We start from the raw sequence: 17,510 nt of genomic DNA, 5'->3' as shown, positions 1-17,510 counted from the left end.
CGGCATAAGCGATAGAGGATTTTGCCTCAATCTTTTATGTGTTAATATGGCCAAAAGACGCCATCATGCCTTATGTTTGAGCAAAAAACCGCCGAAAGATCGGTTGTGATCACCCCGATTTTTCCGACAGAGGCCAGTAAAAATCAGGTGGGATTCCCGCTTCGGCACGTTTTTCCTCGTTAAAGGGCGGCTTCAGCGCACCGTGGAAATAGCGCCGCACCAGATCGTGGAAGGCCGGTTTGGGATCAATGTTTTCGCGCCCGCACAGGAAGTGAAACCATTTCGAACCATAGGCCACATGGTGGACTTCTTCTGCATAAATCACCTCCATCGCGGCGACAGCCCGGGCCGCGCCAGGGGCGCCGCCGGCCCGGCGAAAGACCTCGATCATGTTCGGGGTAACGTCCAGACCACGTGCCTCCAGCACCATCGGCACAACGGCAAGACGCCCCATGATGTCATTGGCCGTATCTTCCGCGGCGCGCCACATGCCCGCATGGGCGGGCAGGGCACCGTAAAAACTGCCCATCTCTTCCAGACAATCGGCGATCAGGTTGAAATGCTTGGATTCCTCATCGGCGGCCTGCACCCAGTCATCATAATATCCCATGGGCATCGGCAGATCCGCAAACCGCGCGATGATGTCCCAATGCAGGTCCACCGCGTTCAGTTCGATATGGGCGACCGCATGCAGGATGGCGGTTCTGCCGGCCTCGGTCCCGGGTTTGCGGCGGGGCACATCGCGGGGGTCCAGAAGCGGGGGCTGCGGGGGCCGCGCCGGGCGGTCGGGCGGCGCGGCGCGGCCCAAAGGGATCGGGGTGGCCCCGTCGGCGCGTGCGGCTTTCCACTTTGCCGCAAAATCCCGCGACAGCGCGCATTTGGCGCGGGCATCTGCGGTTTCCAGCACCGCAACGGCCATTTCGGCAAGGGGGATCACAGCGCGCGCACCGCCTCCAGCACCGCCTCGGCATGGCCGGGCACTTTCACCTTGCGCCAGATCTGCGCAATTGTGCCATCGCCGCCAATCAGAAAGGTTGCGCGTTCAATTCCCATATATGTCTTACCATACATGCTCTTCTCGACCCAGGTGCCATAGCGTTCACACACATCGCCTTCGGCGTCCGAGACCAGCGCGATCCCAAGCTCATGTTTGGCGATGAATTTGTCATGTTTGGCAACCGTGTCTTTCGAGATGCCAAGAATGGTGGCGCCCGCAGCCTTGAATTCTGCTGCCAGACCGGTGAAGGCAATCGCCTCTTTGGTGCAGCCGGGCGTGTCATCCCGTGGGTAGAAATACAAAATCACAGGGGCCGGTTGCAGGCCGGAAAGCGTGATCTCGCCACCCCCGTCACGGGGCAGGGTGAAATCCGGGGCGGGGGAACCGATATCGGGCATGGGGAACCTCATTGAAATGTGACAGGCGGAAGACCTGAGTTTGGTTTGCAAGCTAGGGGATTTGCGGCGAAGATAAAGCCCAAGATTGATGCGCCCGCTACCGCCCCCTGAACAGGCCAAAAATGGCAGAGCAGCCCCAGGACGCCCCGAAAAACCACCGCGCCGCTTGCGGCGCCGGGTTTTATGGCTGTGCAGTGTGGTGTCGAGCCTTCTGATACTGATTCCCGTCATCATGGTGATGGCACTGATCTGGATGGCGATGGACAGGGTTCTGCGCCTGCCCGACTGGGTGCAGTCGCGGATCGAGGCGCGGTTGGATCAGGCGATGGCGGCCAACCAGATTCAGGTCGGTGACATCGGCCTGGCGCTGCGCGATGGCGGTGTGACCCCGCATATTGTGCTAAGCGATGTGGTCATGTGGGAGGGTGACGTGCTGCGGGCGCGGTTCCCGGACGTGACGGTGGATATAAACGGGCGCGCGCTTCTGCGGGGGGATTTGCGGCCCTACCGCGCCGAGGTGAGCGGGGCGGGCATGCGGATCGGGCGGGATGCGCAGGGGCGGCTTGATCTCGCGCTTGGCGACGCCGGCGCGGCCGAAGCCGGTGACCTGACCGAAACGCTTGCCCGGATCGACCGGATGTTCGCACAGCCGATTTTCGATGATCTGCAGGAAATCCAGGGCCATGGACTGGAACTGGTGCTGGATGACGAGATGACCGGCCGGGTGATACGCGCCCATAATGCCAATCTGCGTCTGGAACGCAAAGGCACGGCTTTGACCCTGATCATGGGCGGGCAGGTGGAAGGGTCCCGCGACGCGGAACTGTCTCTGGCGGTGTCTCGGAACCCTGATCTGGGCCATACGGATATGCGGGTGCAGTTCCAGAATATGGGTGCCCGTGATGTGGCCGCAATTACCCCCGCACTGGCCTGGCTTGACCTGATGCGCGCACCGATTTCAGGCGCCTTGACCACGCGTCTCACCGATGATGGCACGATTGGCGATCTGAGCGGGGCGCTGGATATCGGTCAGGGGCAGATCAATCTGGGCGAAGGTATTGACCCGATCCCCTTCATGTCGCTGAGCGCTTATTTCGAGTATGATGCGCAGGCCGGGCGGTTGGCGTTCTCGGCCTTGAACGTGGATGCTCCGGCACTGAAATTCAACGCAACGGGCCATGCGGATCTGATGCCTGACGGCACCAGCTATGTGGGCCAGTTCCAGTTCACCGGGATCGAGGCCGCGCCCGATGCCATGTTCGAGGCCCCGCTTCAGATCGAGGGCGGGGCGATGGATATGCGCCTGTCGTTGCAGCCTTTCATACGGCTGGAACTGGGGCAGGTCGTGCTGTTCAACGGCCCTTTGCAGGTTATGGCCCATGGAGAGATCATGGCTGGGCCGGAGGGGCTCAACACCCGGATTGATGCGTCCATCCCCGAGATCGCGGCCGCCGATGTTCTGCCCTACTGGCCGACCGAAAGTGTTCCCAATACCCGCCGCTGGCTGGAGACAAACCTGATTGCTGGCACCCTGCGCAATGTCTCTTTCGCATTTCGACAGGCGGTGGATGGCGTTCCCACCCATATGCTGCGGCTGGATTTCGACGACACGACCCTGCGCGCCCTGCGTCACATGCCGCCGATTGAAGGCGCGCGGGGGTATGTCTCGCTGACCGGGCCGCGATTTGTGATGTCGCTGAGCGCGGGGCAGGTGACCTCGCCGCTTGGCGGTGCGGTTGAACTGGCAGGTTCCACCATGGTGATCGAGGATGTGCGCCCGCGCGGGCCCGACACCCGGTTTGATCTGCGCGTGGCTGGCGCGTTGCCTGATGTGCTTGACCTGCTGGAACTGCCGCCGGTGAACCTGTTTGCCGGCGGGGCCCTGTCGGCAGAGAGTCTGGCAACGGGTCAGGCGGCACTGCATGGGCAGTTAGATCTGCCATTGCGCAATCAAGTGCCGTTCGAGGCGCTGGCATTTGATGTGACCGGGCAACTGACCGATGTCCGGTCCGAAAGCCTGATCGAGGGCCGTGTGTTGAGCGCGGACACCCTGCAGGTGGAGGTTGTACCTGACCGTGTGTCCATCAGCGGACGCGCAGATCTGGACGGGGTTACGGCCACGGGCAGATGGAGCCGTGCCCTGGGTCCCGATGCTGATGGCCGCAGTCGACTGGAAGGGACCGGTGTTCTGTCCGCAGCGACCCTGGACGCTTTTGGGGTCGTCTTGCCCGACGGGTTTGTGACCGGTTCTGCCGGGGCAGATTTTGTGCTTGATCTGGGGGCGGGTGACAGCCCCCCCGATCTGGTTCTGACCTCGGATCTGTCTGGTCTGGGCCTGCGTCTTGCACCGCTGTCATGGAGCGCATCACAGGGACAAACCGGGCGTTTGGCGGCAACTGTCCGGCTGGGCGCGACCCCCGGTGTGACCTCCCTTGAACTGGCCGTGGCCGGGCTTGATCTGCAAGGGTCTGTCAGTCTGCGCGACAGCGGCGGGCTTGATCGGCTGACCGCAACCCGGTTTCGCCTGGGCAACTGGCTGGATGTGACCGGGGCGCTGGTGGGGCGTGGCGCGGGCCGTGCGCCCTCGGTCGAGATCACCGGCGGCAGCTTTGATCTGCGGCAGGCCCCTTCTTTGGGCGGGGCGGGGAGATCGGGCGCCGGTAGCGGGCCGTTCAGTGTGCGCCTGGACCGGGTGCAGATCGCCGAAGGGCTGGCGCTGCGATCGGTCACTGCGGATATGACCACGACCGGCGGGCTTTCGGGCCAGTTTCAGGGCGATGTGAATGATGCGGTTCCGATCAGCGGAACCCTGGTCACAACCGCCAATGGCGTGGCGGTTCGGATACGATCCGATAATGGCGGCGCGGTTCTGCGCGCGGCGGGGCTTTATGAAAACGCCTATGGCGGCGATATGGAACTGGTGATGCAGCCCACGGGGCAGACCGGGTCTTATGACGGGCAAGTGACACTTTCTGGCCCGCGTCTGCGCAATGCGCCCGCCATGGCCGAACTGCTGAACATAATCTCGGTGGTGGGTCTTCTGGAACAGCTTGGCGGCACGGGCATCAATCTGGGCGAGGTCGAGGCCCGGTTCCGCCTGTCACCGCGCGCGATTGTCATTGACCGGGGCACCGCTGTCGGACCTTCCATGGGCATCTCTATGGATGGGGTTTACGATATCGCCAACCGGCAGTTTGACATGCAGGGTGTTGTCTCGCCGTTTTATGTGGTGAACGGTGTGTTGGGGGCATTGTTTGCGCCCCGCCGCGAGGGGTTGTTCGGTTTCAGCTACCGGTTGACCGGCACGCCCGAAAATACCCGGGTTACCGTGAACCCGCTGTCCATCCTGACCCCCGGCATCTTTCGCGAGATCTTCCGCCGCCCGCCACCGGAGCTGAGCCAGTGAAGCTGAGTGATTTTGATTTCGACCTGCCTGAGCATCTGATTGCCACCCGGCCTGCGCGGCCCCGGTCTTCGGCCCGGTTGCTGCTGGCCGAGGGGGCGAAGACGCAGGACCGTACAGTCTCGGATCTGCCGGGTATCCTGCGTCCGGGCGACCGGCTGGTGCTGAACGACACAAGGGTGATCCCTGCGCGGCTGACCGGGCTGCGGTTGCGCGACACAGGCGAGGAGGTGGTGAAAGCCAGGGTCGAGGTGACCCTGCTGGAGCCGCAGGCCAATGGCAGCTGGTCGGCCCTGGCCAAGCCGCTGCGAAAACTGGCAATCGGCGAAACCGTGGTGTTCTCGGGCGATCTGTCGGCTGAAGTCACCGGGTTGCAGGGCGGGCTGCGCCTGCGTTTCAACCTGACTGGCCCGGATTTCGATGCGGCCCTGAATGCGGCGGGGGCGATGCCACTGCCACCTTATATCGCGGGCAAACGGCCTGCGGATGCCCGGGACCACGAGGATTATCAGACGATCTGGGCCCGGCGCAGTGGCGCGGTTGCGGCGCCCACGGCCAGCCTGCATTTCGACGAGCCGTTGCTGGCGGGGCTGCGCGCCAAAGGCGTCACGATGAGCTTTGTGACCCTGCATGTGGGGGCGGGCACCTTTCTGCCGGTCACGGTGGAGGATGTCACCACCCACCGGATGCATGCGGAATGGGGCGAGATCAGCGCCGAAGCCGCCGCCGATATCACCGCGACCCGTGCCGCGGGCGGGCGGATCATTCCCGTGGGCACCACTGCCCTGCGCCTGATTGAGACGGCGGCGGGCGCGGATGGCCAACTGGCCGCCTGGCAGGGGGATACGGATATTTTTATCTATCCCGGCTACAGGTTCAAAATCGCCGATGCTTTGATGACCAATTTCCATCTGCCGAAATCGACGCTGATGATGCTGGTCTCTGCCCTGATGGGGGCGGGCCGGATCAGGGAAATCTATGCCCATGCGATTGATCATGAATATCGGTTTTTTTCGTACGGGGACGCCTCTTTGCTGATTCCGTCGCAGATGTGACAGACCTTGACGCAATCAGATGCCCCATAACGGTTTGCGTTTTATATGAGGCATCTCATCGAAAACCGCGTTCGAGCCGAAGGTGAGGAGCAGTGGTTTCCGATGAAGATTTAATGCAAACCACTTAAAGCACCGGACTGAAATTCTGAACCACCCCACACCATCCTTGCGCCCGGCGGGACCGCCGGGCAGCGCCCGTACCGCCCCAAGGGGCGCGGGCGCTTCTCGCCCTCCCCTCGGTTCGGGCGATGCCCTCTGCGCAATGTATATGTGGTGAAGAATTGCAATCCGGCGCTATAGCTGACACCAATCGGTTAGGGACGTCTTGATGCTTTATGTCTTCCGCTCTTCCTGGGCCCTGCTGCTGGGCATGATGCTTCTGATGGTCGGAAACGGCCTGCAAGGCACGCTTCTTGGTGTTCGTGGCGCGATCGAGGGGTTTTCGACGCTTGAGATGTCGATTGTGATGTCGGCCTATTTCGCGGGGTTTCTGGGCGGCTCCAGCGGGGCGCCGGGCATGATCCGCAGGGTCGGGCATATCCGGGTCTTTGCGGCCCTTGGCTCGATGATCTCGGCGGCTTTGATCCTGTTTCCGGTGCTGACCGACCCGATCAGCTGGACCTTGCTGCGGGTGATCATCGGGTTCTGTTTTTCCGCCGTTTATGTGACCGCCGAAAGCTGGCTGAACAATGCCTCCACCAATGAGACACGGGGCAAGGCGCTGTCGATCTATATGATCGTGCAGATGCTGGGCGTTGTGTCGGCCCAGGGCCTGCTGGTTCTGGGCGATCCGTCGGGCTACGCGTTGTTCATTGTCCCGTCGGTTCTGGTCTCGCTCAGCTTCGCGCCGATCCTCTTGTCGGCCACCCCGATGCCCGCATTCGAGACCACCAAACCGATGGGCCTGCGCGAGATATTCTCGGTTTCTCCCCTGGGCTGTACCGGTATCTTTATCATGGGCGGGGTCTATTCAGCGATGTTCGGGATGTCGGCGGTTTACGGCACCGAGGCCGGGTTGAGCCTGGGCCAGATTTCGATCTTCGTGGCGTCTTTCTATATCGGCGGCATGGTCCTGCAATACCCGATTGGCTGGGTTTCGGATCGTATGGATCGCCGGGTGTTGATCCTGGGGGTCAGTGTGCTGGCCGCAGGGGTGGCGGTTCTGGCGGTTCTGGGGGGCGATGTCTTCTGGCTGTTGCTGATGGTCTCTTTCCTGTTCGGCGGGCTGGCGAACCCGCTTTATGCCCTGCTGGTGGCCTATACCAATGACTTTCTGGAATATGATCAGATGGCGGCCGCCGGTGGCCGGTTGATCTTTATCAACGGAACCGGCGCGATTTTCGGGCCGCTGGTTGTGGGGGCGATCATGGGGGCGGTGGGGCCTGCGGGCTATTTCGGCTATCTCGCGGTTCTGATGGCCGGGCTGGCGATATATGCCGCCTATCGCGCCACTGTGCGGCCCGCCCCCGGCTGGGAGGAAACCGGCAGCTATGCCCCGGTCATGCCATCGGGGTCGCCCGTGGCGATGGAATGGGCGCAGGAGGCGTTTATCGAGGCCGCGCAGGAAGAGGAAGAGGCAGAAGACAAGCCGTAATCTGCTATGTAAGGTGACCCTACAGGCATAAGAAATCGCAAAGGAGCAAAGCGATGATATCCCACCCATCGGAGGATGTGCTGGCCTTCTGGCTGGACGAATGCAGCCCCGAAGATTGGTACAGGCAGGATCAGGCACTGGACGATCAGATCACCACCCGGTTCGGGGATTTATGGAGCAAAGGCGCGCGCGGCGATTTGGCGGACTGGCTGGGCAACCCGCGCGGCGCGCTGGCGCTGATCATCCTGCTGGATCAGTTTTCGCGCAATATGTTCCGGGGTCAGGGAAAAGCGTTCTCGGCAGATCAAAGGGCCAAATCAGCGGCCTGCTACAGCATCAAACAGGGTTGGGACATGCGGATCGGGGAACCGCAGAGACAGTTCTTCTATATGCCGTTTTGCCATTCCGAGCTTCTGACCGATCAGGATCATTGCGTGCGTCTGATGAAGGAACGGATGCCGGAAGGCGGCGCGGACAGCGTGCTGCATGCCTGCGCGCATCGGGAGATCATCCGCAAATTCGGCCGCTTCCCCTTTCGCAACAAGGCTTTGGGGCGCAGCACGACCGCCGAAGAACAGCGCTTTATGGATGATGGCGGCTATGGCAAGGTGATAGCTGATCTGAAGGCCGCCTGATCTGACCGGACCCTGTGACCTTCTGACAGCATCACGGGGGAGATGGGAATGATCAGGTTGGGTTGTGCAGTGATGGCGGGGTTTGTCATGGCAGGGCCTGGACTGGCCGAAGATGTCCGTCTGGAGGTCGCGCGCGACAGTGTCATCGGCACCTATCAGGCTGCTGACGGGGCCGGCCCGGCGGTTTTGCTGTTGCACGGGTTTACCGGTACCCGCGATGAACTGGCGATCGAAGGCACCGATGATTTTGTCTTCACCCGTTTTGCCCGCGCCCTGACGGCCGCAGGCATGCCCAGTCTGCGTATTGATTTCCGTGGCTCGGGCGACAGCCTGGAAATGCCCTGGGAAGAGACGACCTTTTCCACCCAGATCGAAGATGCCATTGCCGCAATCGACTGGATGGCGGCCCGCCCCGAGATCGAGGGCCGCGAAATTGCCGTGATCGGGTGGAGCCAGGGCGGGCTGGTTGCCGCCTTTCTGGCCGAAGCCCGCCCGGAACTGGACGGTGTGGTTCTGCTGAACCCGGTGACCGCGCCGCTGGACACCTATGGCGGGCTGTTCGGGCCCGAGGTGATGGCCGCAGGCATGGAGGCCGCCCCGACAGTGCCTGTGTCGTTCAGCCTGCCCTGGGGTGTCGAGATGGAATTGAACGGCGCCTTCTTCCATGAGATTGCCGAAAGCGATCCGGTGGGCGCGATCAGCCGCTATCCGGGCCCGGCCTTGGTCATCGTCGGCACCGAAGATGACCTGGTTATTCCGCAGCCTGACATGGGCCAGCGGGTGCTGGACGCCCGCAGCAATACCGATGACAGGCTGGACCTGATGGAGATGGATCACGTCTTCAATGTGTTCACCGGGCCCGAGACGCTGGATCAGGTGATCGCCGTCACCATCCCTTGGCTGGCCGGGCTTTGAGACCTGAAAATATGGCTGTATCCGTCAGGTCGATTGCGACCGGTACGGAGATAGTTTAATACTGAACAAAATACCCGCCAGGAGGATCACCCATGGCCGCCAGAAGTTTTGACGTCATCGTAATCGGGGCCGGACCGGGGGGCTATGTCGCGGCCATCCGGGCCAGCCAGCTGGGCCTGAAAGTGGCCATCGTGGAACGTGAACATATGGGCGGTATCTGCCTGAACTGGGGCTGTATCCCGACCAAGGCGATGCTGCGGTCTTCCGAAGTGTTTCACCTGATGCACCGGGCCAAGGAGTTTGGGCTGAAGGCGGACAATATCGGCTATGATCTGGATGCGGTGGTGAAACGGTCGCGCAATGTGGCCAAGCAGCTGAATTCCGGTGTCGGCGGGTTGATGAAGAAGAACAAGGTGACCGTGGTCATGGGTGAGGCGATGCTGCCGGCCAAGGGCAAGGTCAGCGTCAAGACCGACAAGGGCAGCGAGGAACTGACTGCAAAATCCATCATTCTGGCAACCGGCGCGCGGGCCCGTGAGCTGCCGGGGCTGGAGGCCGATGATGACCGGGTCTGGACCTACAAGGCCGCGCTGACCCCGAAACATATGCCGAAAAAGCTGCTGGTGATCGGATCAGGCGCGATCGGGATCGAGTTCGCCAGTTTCTACAACACGCTTGGCGCGGAAACGACCGTGGTCGAGGTGATGGACCGGATCCTGCCGGTGGAAGATGCCGAGATAAGCGCCTTTGCCAAGAAAAGCTTTGAACGGCAGGGGATGAAGATATTGCAGAAGGCGATGGTCAAGCAGTTGGACCGGGCCAAGGATAAGGTGACCGCCCATATCGAGATCGGCGGCAAGGTCGAGAAACAGGCGTTCGACACCGTCATCTCGGCTGTGGGCATCGTCGGCAATACCGAAGGTCTGGGGCTGGAGGCGCTTGGCGTCAAAACCGACCGGACCCATGTTGTGACCGATGAATTCTGCCGCACCGGGGTCGACGGGCTTTATGCCATCGGTGATATCGCGGGCGCGCCCTGGCTGGCGCATAAAGCCAGTCATGAAGGTGTCATGGTGGCCGAACTGATCGCGGGCAGGAACAAGGTGCATCCGATCAAGCCGGAAAGCATCGCGGGCTGCACCTATTGCCATCCGCAGGTGGCCAGTGTCGGCTATTCCGAGGCGAAGGCGAAAGAGCTTGGCTATGAGGTCAAGGTCGGCCGGTTCCCGTTTATCGGCAATGGCAAGGCGATTGCCCTGGGGGAGGCCGAGGGGATGGTGAAAACCGTGTTCGACGGCAAGACCGGCGAATTGCTGGGCGCCCATATGGTCGGCGCGGAAGTGACCGAGCTGATCCAGGGCTATGTGGTGGGCCGCCAGCTTGAAACGACCGAGGAAGATCTGATGGAAACCGTCTTCCCGCATCCGACACTCAGCGAAATGATGCATGAATCGGTGCTGGATGCCTATGACCGGGTGATCCATATCTGATCCGGTTTTGTAGAGTGAAATCGTTTTGTTCTGTACCACATATGCTTTGCGCAGAGGGCATCGCCCGCCCCGTGGGGGCGGTTCGGGCGCTGCCCGGCGGTGCCGCCGGGCGGAAGGATGACACATGGGGTGCGTCGGAATGTCAGTCCGGCGCGCTGGATACAGGTGATGACAGATTTCAGGCCAAACGCCATAAAGAAAGGGCAGCCCGTGATGGACTGCCCTTTTTGTTTGCCGATTACTCCACGATCAGCGGCCGGCTGACCAGGTCTCTCCGGTCCTGGCTCATGAAATACCGGATCACATAGGCCCCCGGCTCATCCGGCACCGATACCGTCAGGGGATTGCCCTCGCGGGTATAGGCATAGGTTTGCCATTGCCCACCACCATCGGCGCCCGCACGTCCGATACCGATGTAATCATCCTGATAATCGGGTCCGGTCCAGCCGATCTCGATCGTTCCGCCTGCCGGGGCTTTCTCCGCTGCCGTCAGGGTTGCGGTGACAGGTGTGACCGTCAGCGTGGCAAAGGCCTGAGGTGCGCGATCCTGGTTAAGGAAATAGGTGATCTGATACTCCCCCGGTTCTGTCGGAACCAGCAGTTGCAGCGGATTGCCGTCGCGCGTGTAGGCATAGTTTTCCCACTGATCCCCGCCGGATGATCCGGCGCGTCCGATGCCGATATAATCATCTGCATAATCCGGCCCGGCCCAGCCCACTTCGATGGTCGAGCCCGCCACGGCCTGACCCGGCGCAGTGATCGAAACCTGGACCTCGGTCAAGGTGATCGGCACCTGTGCCAGAAGCTCCCGATCCTGACCAAGGAAATAGCTGATCATATACGCCCCGGGTTCTGAGGGAACCAGAAGCTCCAGCGGGCTGCCATCGCGCGTATAGGTGTAATTTTCCCAGGCATCGCCACCACTGGCCCCGACCGGGCCGATGCCGATATAATCGTTCTCATAATCCGGCCCGGTCCAGCCAACCTCGATCGTTGCGCCGGCAATCGCCTCGGCAGGGGCTGTTATGGCAACCTGCACATCGCTCAGTTCAATCGGGATTGAGGTAATCGGTGTTCGGTCCTGCCCCATGAAATAGGTGATCAGATAATCGCCGGGTTCCGTCGGCATCAGCAGGGCCAGCGGACGGCCTTCACGGGTATAGGTATAGTTTTCCCAGGCATCGCCGCCCTCGGCCTCTGCCCGCCCGATGCCGATATAGTCGTTCTCATAATCCGGGCCGGTCCAGCCAACCTCAACTGTGTCGCCTGCGATGCCGGTCTCGGGCGCCACCAGGGTGACCTCCACGGGGGTGACCGTGATCTGCGCCATGGCCAGGCTTTCGCGGTTTTCGCCACGGAAATACTGGATCAGGTAATCGCCGGGTTCCGGTGGCACCAGCAGGTCCAGCGGATTGCCGTCCCGGGTGTAGGTATAGTTCCGCCAGAGCTCGCTGGGCCGGGCATCAACCGGGCCGATCCCGATATAGTCCAGCTCTTCATCCGGTCCTGTCCAGCCAACCTCGATTGTCGAACCTGCGACGGCCTCAACCGGTGCGATAATGCTTGCCTGCAATTGCGGTTCGGGAAAGACGACCGCAATCTCGCGGGGCTGGTCGACGATGACAAAATCGACGCTCTGCTCCATCTCCTGCACTGTCCAATAGGCCGTCGCGGTATAGGCCCCGGTGGCCATGTCATAGGTCAGTTCATTGCCCTCGACCGTCTCGTCCACGTTTTCGGGCAGCGGGCGGATCTCCCACAGCACCGGGTCGGTGATCATCGGGCCGGCTTCACCACCGATACGGGCGGTGAATGTCACCTCGACCATGGGGGGCGGAATGAAGGGCAGGGTGATGGTCACCACCTGGTCCACGCCTTCCTCGACGGTGAAACTTGCCTCATGCTCCGTGCCCTGCGCCATGCGGAGAACCCGGGCGCGGTAGGTGCCGGGCAGCAGGTCGGCGGAAACGGTCGGGGCCTGCGTCTCGGTCAGCACCGGGGCGCCATCGGCATCAAACAGGGCCCATTCCAGCGTTGAAACCGGGGCGGACATATCGGGTGCCACCACCGCGCGTAAGGTGATCGGCGCGGTGACGGGCGGCGGGGCCACGGCCACCTGTTCCAAGGCCTCGGCCAGTTCCTCGGCATTATCGGCAGTCAGGAATTCACCGCCGGTATTGTCCGCGATACATTGCATCTGTGCCCGCGCGGCCGGGTCGGCCACGTCAAAACCGATCACATGGGCGGTAAAGGCGATGCCCGAGGCCTCCAGTTCGGCCGCGATGGCGCAGGGGTCAGCTTCGCAGGTTTCGATCCCGTCCGAAACAAGGATCACCGTGGCGGCGTTTTCCGTATGGCGCAGGGCGCGCGCGGCTTCGGCCACAGAGGCGGTCATCGGTGTGCGCCCGCGCGGGTTGATCGTGTTCACGGCCTCTGCAATCGCATCGCGCGTGTCGAGGCCGGGGGCGATCAGCGTTTCGATATCGGCACAATCGCCCCTTGTGCGATGGCCGTAAACCGTCAGGCCCAGAGCCTGGCTGGCAGGCAGGTCCTGCAGCATCTCGCCAATCACCTCGCGGGCGATGACGATCTTGTTGATCCCGTCAATCTGCCCCCACATGGAGCCTGAGGCATCCAGAACCAGAATAGCGGCAGGGGTTTCATCCACCTGTGCGTGCCCGGGCAAAATAGCCCAGAAAGACATGAATATGGCGGCAAGAACTCTACGCATTTTTTGAAACTCCGCATTTGATATCAAAATTCAGGGGTGCACCTCTGAAGATGCGTCAATAGGGCCGGAGGCTAGGGCCATGGGTTTCATTTGTGAAGCCACAGACGGGTGCTTGACCCGATCTGGCTGCCCTGTCATGCCGCTGGAATGGTGCAGAGGGATAAAACGGATTGGCCGCAGGTTTTCCTGCTTTGGGGGATCGGCCTGTTTGCCGCCGCCCAGTTTGGCAAAGTGTCCCTTGCGTTCGAGAGCCTTGGCGCGGTCTATGCCCGGCCGGATCCGGTATTGGCGCTGGTGGTCTCCTCGGTCGGCGTGGCGGGGATTTTTCTGGGCGCCGTGGCAGGCATGGCGGCAGGCCGATTCGGGCCGCGCCCGGTGTTGCTGGCTGCACTGCTGGCGGGCGGCGCCCTGTCCGTATTGCAGGGCCTGCTGCCGCCCTTTCCGGTGCTGATCGGTCTGCGGGTGCTGGAAGGTCTGGCGCATCTGTCCATTGTGGTGGCCGCCCCGGTTCTGATGGTGCGCATCAGCACCCTGCGGGATCAGCCCTTGGTGATGGCGCTCTGGGCCAGTTTCTTCGGTGTCTCCTTCGCGCTCAGCGCTCTGATCCTGCCGGTGCTGATTGACGTCAGCGGGCTTGGGGGCATGTGGATGATCCACGGGCTGTGCCTGTGGCTGCTGGCCGCGCTGGTCTGGCGCAAAGTCGCGCGGATCGGGCCGTCGCCCGCGCCCTGGCCCGGCTTTCTGGCAGCCCATCGCGCGATCTACAGCGATCCGCGCCGCCTGGCCCCGGCGCTTGGGTTTTTCTGGCATACGCTGGTTTTCGTGGCGCTGCTGACCTTTCTGGCGCCTTTCGTGGCAGGCGATCTGCCGGTGTCGCTTGTGGCCAGTATCCTGCCGCTGACCGCGCTGGCGGGGACGTTTCTGGCAGGCTGGCTGGCCCGCCATATCTCTCCCCTGACGATCCTGAAACTGTCTTTTGTCACCACGATTGCGGGGATGATCCTTCTGGTCCTTGTTCCCGATCTGCTGCGCCCCTGGGTCGCTTTTGCCAGCTTTGTCAGTATCGGTGTTGCCCCCGGTGCGGGGTTTGCCGCGATCCCTGCGCTGAACGATGATCCGGTGACCCAGGCCGAGGCCAATGGCGCTCTGGCGCAGCTTGGCAATGTGGGCACAAGCTCGGGCAGTCCGCTGTTTGCGCTGGCCATGGGGGCGGCGGGGCTGGCCGGGCTGGTGGCCGCAACTGTGGCGATTATGGCTATCGGTCTGGTCGCCATGCTGTGGATAACCCGGCGTCTGGCGCGGGTCTGACCGGGCGTGTCAGCATGTTCTCGCTTCGTTCGCAGATTTTCATTGGAGACTCAGCCGCGCTCCCCTATGTGTGAACCGATGGTTAATCGGGGGCCTGCATGGCTGAGCTGAAGAAAATCGAGGTGCGCGGCGCGCGCGAGCATAATCTCAAAAACATCGACGTGGATATTCCGCGGGATGAGCTGGTGGTGATCACCGGCCTCTCCGGCTCGGGCAAATCCTCGCTGGCCTTCGATACCATCTATGCAGAGGGGCAGCGCCGTTATGTGGAATCGCTCAGCGCCTATGCAAGGCAATTCCTCGACATGATGGAAAAACCGGATGTGGACCATATCAGCGGGCTGAGCCCGGCGATTTCCATCGAACAGAAGACCACCAGCAAGAACCCCCGGTCGACCGTGGGAACGGTCACTGAAATCTACGACTATATGCGCCTGCTTTTTGCCCGTGTGGGCACGCCCTATTCGCCGGCCACCGGCCTGCCGATCGAGGCGCAGCAGGTGCAGGATATGGTTGATCGTGTGATGGCGCTGGACGACGGGACACGCGGCTATCTTCTGGCGCCGATCATCCGCGACCGGAAAGGCGAATACCGCAAGGAGTTTCTGGAACTGCGCAAGCAGGGGTTTCAGCGGGTCAAGGTGGATGGTGCCTTTTATGAGCTGGATGAGCCGCCAGGTCTGGACAAGAAATTCCGCCATGACATTGATGTGGTGGTGGACAGGATCGTTGTGCGGGACGGGGTTGAAACCCGGCTGGCCGACAGTTTCCGCACCGCGCTGGATCTGGCCGATGGCATCGCGGTGCTGGAAACCGCCCCGCAGGAGGGGGAGCCGGAGCGCATCACCTTCTCGGAAAACTTCGCCTGCCCGGTTTCGGGCTTCACCATCCCCGAGATCGAGCCGCGCCTGTTCTCGTTCAACGCGCCTTTCGGGGCCTGCCCGTCCTGTGACGGTCTGGGTGTCGAGCTGTTCTTTGATGAACGGCTGGTGGTGCCCGATGCCGCGCTGGCCCTGGAAGACGGCGCGCTTGCGCCCTGGCGCAAGGGCAAATCCCCCTATTTTCTGCAAACCATTCAGGCGATTGCGGATCATTACGGCTTTGCCGCCAAAACCCCGTGGAAGGATATTCCAAAAGAGATTCAGACCGTGTTTCTGCGCGGGTCGGGTGATGAGGAGATCAAGTTCCGCTATGATGAGGGCGGCCGTGTCTATCAGGTGACCCGCAGTTTCGAAGGCGTGATCCCGAATATGGAACGCCGCTATCGCGAGACGGATTCGGCCTGGATTCGTGAAGAGTTTGAGCGCTATCAGAACAACCGCTCTTGTGGTGCCTGCGACGGGTTCCGCCTGCGCCCGGAAGCGCTGGCCGTGAAGATCGGTCCTGCCGAAGGCGGGCAGGACAAACGCCTGCATGTGGGTCAGGTTGTGCAGATGAGCATTCGCGAGGCGGCGGAATGGTGCGCGACCGTGCCCGACAGCCTGACCAAACAGAAGAACGAGATTGCCCATCCGATCCTGAAGGAAATTCGCGAACGTCTTGGGTTCCTGAACAATGTGGGGCTGGAATACCTGACGCTCAGCCGCAATGCAGGCACGCTTTCAGGCGGGGAATCGCAGCGTATCCGGCTGGCCAGCCAGATCGGCTCGGGCCTGCAAGGCGTGCTTTATGTGCTGGATGAGCCCTCGATCGGGCTGCATCAGCGCGACAATGACCGCCTGCTGACCACCCTGAAAAACCTGCGTGATGCGGGCAATACGGTGATCGTGGTGGAACATGATGAAGAGGCGATCCGCGAGGCGGATTATGTCTTTGATATCGGCCCCGGTGCGGGTGTGCATGGCGGGCAGATCGTCAGCCAGGGCACCCCGGCGGAGATCATGGGGGATGCGGCCTCGATCACCGGGCAATACCTGTCGGGCAGCCGCGAGATTGCCGTGCCCGCCAGCCGCCGCAAGGGCAACAGGAAAAAGGTGACCGTGGTCAAGGCCACGGGCAACAATCTGCAAAATGTCACGGTTGGGTTCCCCTTGGGGAAATTCGTCTGTGTCACCGGTGTTTCGGGGGGCGGTAAATCCACCCTGACCATCGAGACATTGTTCAAGACCGCCTCGATGAAGCTGAACGGCGCCCGGCAGACACCCGCGCCCTGCGAGACGATCAGGGGGCTGGAACATCTGGACAAGGTGATTGATATCGACCAGCGGCCCATCGGGCGCACCCCGCGGTCAAACCCGGCCACCTATACCGGGGCCTTCACCCCGATCCGCGACTGGTTCGCGGGCCTGCCCGAGGCCAAGGCGCGGGGCTATAAACCGGGCCGGTTCAGCTTCAATGTCAAAGGCGGCCGGTGTGAGGCCTGCCAGGGCGACGGGGTCATCAAGATCGAGATGCATTTCCTGCCCGATGTCTATGTGACCTGCGAAACCTGCAAGGGTGCGCGTTATAACCGCGAGACGCTGGAGATCAAATTCAAGGGCAAATCCATCGCCGATGTGCTGGATATGACGGTGGAAGACGCGCAGGAGTTCTTCAAGGCGGTGCCGTCAATCCGTGAGAAAATGGATGCGCTGGTGCGTGTGGGGCTGGGCTATATCAAGGTGGGTCAGCAGGCGACGACGCTTTCGGGCGGGGAAGCGCAGCGGGTCAAACTGTCGAAGGAACTGGCCAGACGCTCCACCGGGCGGACGCTTTATATTCTGGATGAGCCGACCACCGGTCTGCATTTCGAGGATGTTCGAAAACTGCTGGAAGTGCTGCATGAACTGGTCGATCAGGGCAACACCGTCATCGTGATCGAACATAATCTGGATGTGGTGAAGACCGCCGATCATATCATTGATATCGGGCCGGAAGGGGGCGATGGCGGTGGCCGGATCGTGGCCGAGGGCCCGCCCGAGAAAGTGGCGGATGTCGCGCAATCCCATACCGGGCGATACCTCAAGCCGATGTTGGAAAAACGCAACCTGGCGGCGGAGTGACCC

11 protein-coding genes are annotated in these 17,510 nt (G+C 61.9%); 8 read left to right on the top strand and 3 right to left on the bottom strand.

Annotated features, from left to right (window positions below):
* Nucleotides 1-109 precede the first annotated feature (109 nt).
* Together E2K80_RS09820 and E2K80_RS09815 are read right to left on the bottom strand one after the other, a co-directional pair.
* Nucleotides 110-919: a ferritin-like domain-containing protein gene (locus tag E2K80_RS09820; RefSeq protein WP_135376556.1), complete on the bottom strand. Its 810-nt coding sequence runs from the start codon at nucleotides 917-919 to the stop codon at nucleotides 110-112.
* 14 nt (nucleotides 920-933) lie between these two features.
* Complete coding sequence (locus E2K80_RS09815) at nucleotides 934-1,395, bottom strand: peroxiredoxin (RefSeq protein ID WP_135374853.1); 462 nt, start codon at nucleotides 1,393-1,395, stop codon at nucleotides 934-936.
* 196 nt (nucleotides 1,396-1,591) lie between these two features.
* Between E2K80_RS09815 and E2K80_RS09810 the strand changes: the two genes are divergently transcribed.
* The 6 genes from E2K80_RS09810 to lpdA all read left to right on the top strand — a co-directional run bounded on the left by E2K80_RS09810 (nucleotide 1,592) and on the right by lpdA (nucleotide 10,487).
* The gene (locus tag E2K80_RS09810) at nucleotides 1,592-4,801 is read left to right on the top strand and encodes a YhdP family protein (protein ID WP_135374852.1); all 3,210 of its coding nucleotides are present in this window, start codon (nucleotides 1,592-1,594) and stop codon (nucleotides 4,799-4,801) included.
* The gene (queA, locus tag E2K80_RS09805; protein WP_135374851.1) at nucleotides 4,798-5,853 is read left to right on the top strand and encodes a tRNA preQ1(34) S-adenosylmethionine ribosyltransferase-isomerase QueA; all 1,056 of its coding nucleotides are present in this window, start codon (nucleotides 4,798-4,800) and stop codon (nucleotides 5,851-5,853) included. The genes E2K80_RS09810 and queA overlap by 4 nt, the downstream gene beginning before the upstream one ends.
* A gap of 328 nt (nucleotides 5,854-6,181) precedes the next feature.
* Entirely contained in the window at nucleotides 6,182-7,447 is a 1,266-nt protein-coding gene (locus E2K80_RS09800) for an MFS transporter (protein ID WP_135374850.1), read from the top strand.
* Nucleotides 7,448-7,500: 53 nt separating this feature from the next.
* Nucleotides 7,501-8,082, top strand: a complete 582-nt coding sequence (locus E2K80_RS09795) for a DUF924 family protein (RefSeq protein ID WP_135374849.1) — start codon at nucleotides 7,501-7,503, stop codon at nucleotides 8,080-8,082.
* A 48-nt stretch (nucleotides 8,083-8,130) separates the two neighbouring features.
* Nucleotides 8,131-8,997 (top strand): alpha/beta hydrolase family protein, encoded by an 867-nt coding sequence (locus E2K80_RS09790; RefSeq protein WP_168193155.1) that lies wholly within the window; start codon nucleotides 8,131-8,133, stop codon nucleotides 8,995-8,997.
* A gap of 92 nt (nucleotides 8,998-9,089) precedes the next feature.
* Entirely contained in the window at nucleotides 9,090-10,487 is a 1,398-nt protein-coding gene (lpdA, locus tag E2K80_RS09785; RefSeq protein ID WP_135374847.1) for a dihydrolipoyl dehydrogenase, read from the top strand.
* Between the two features lie 238 nt (nucleotides 10,488-10,725).
* On the opposite strand, the gene E2K80_RS09780 is transcribed toward lpdA, so the two are convergent.
* Complete coding sequence (locus E2K80_RS09780) at nucleotides 10,726-13,191, bottom strand: vWA domain-containing protein (RefSeq protein ID WP_168193154.1); 2,466 nt, start codon at nucleotides 13,189-13,191, stop codon at nucleotides 10,726-10,728.
* 174 nt (nucleotides 13,192-13,365) lie between these two features.
* Here E2K80_RS09780 and E2K80_RS09775 point away from each other — a divergent pair, with 174 nt between their 5' ends.
* Together E2K80_RS09775 and uvrA are read left to right on the top strand one after the other, a co-directional pair.
* A complete protein-coding gene (locus tag E2K80_RS09775; protein ID WP_135374845.1) occupies nucleotides 13,366-14,526 on the top strand; it encodes an MFS transporter in 1,161 nt (386 codons plus the stop codon).
* A 98-nt stretch (nucleotides 14,527-14,624) separates the two neighbouring features.
* The gene (gene uvrA / locus E2K80_RS09770; RefSeq protein ID WP_135374844.1) at nucleotides 14,625-17,507 is read left to right on the top strand and encodes an excinuclease ABC subunit UvrA; all 2,883 of its coding nucleotides are present in this window, start codon (nucleotides 14,625-14,627) and stop codon (nucleotides 17,505-17,507) included.
* The last annotated feature ends 3 nt before the right edge of the window (nucleotides 17,508-17,510 follow it).

This window comes from Rhodophyticola sp. CCM32 (genome assembly GCF_004751985.1).
GTDB lineage: Bacteria > Pseudomonadota > Alphaproteobacteria > Rhodobacterales > Rhodobacteraceae > Rhodophyticola.
Note: the sequence above shows the minus strand (reverse complement) of the source record. Positions and strands in the feature narration are given on the sequence as shown.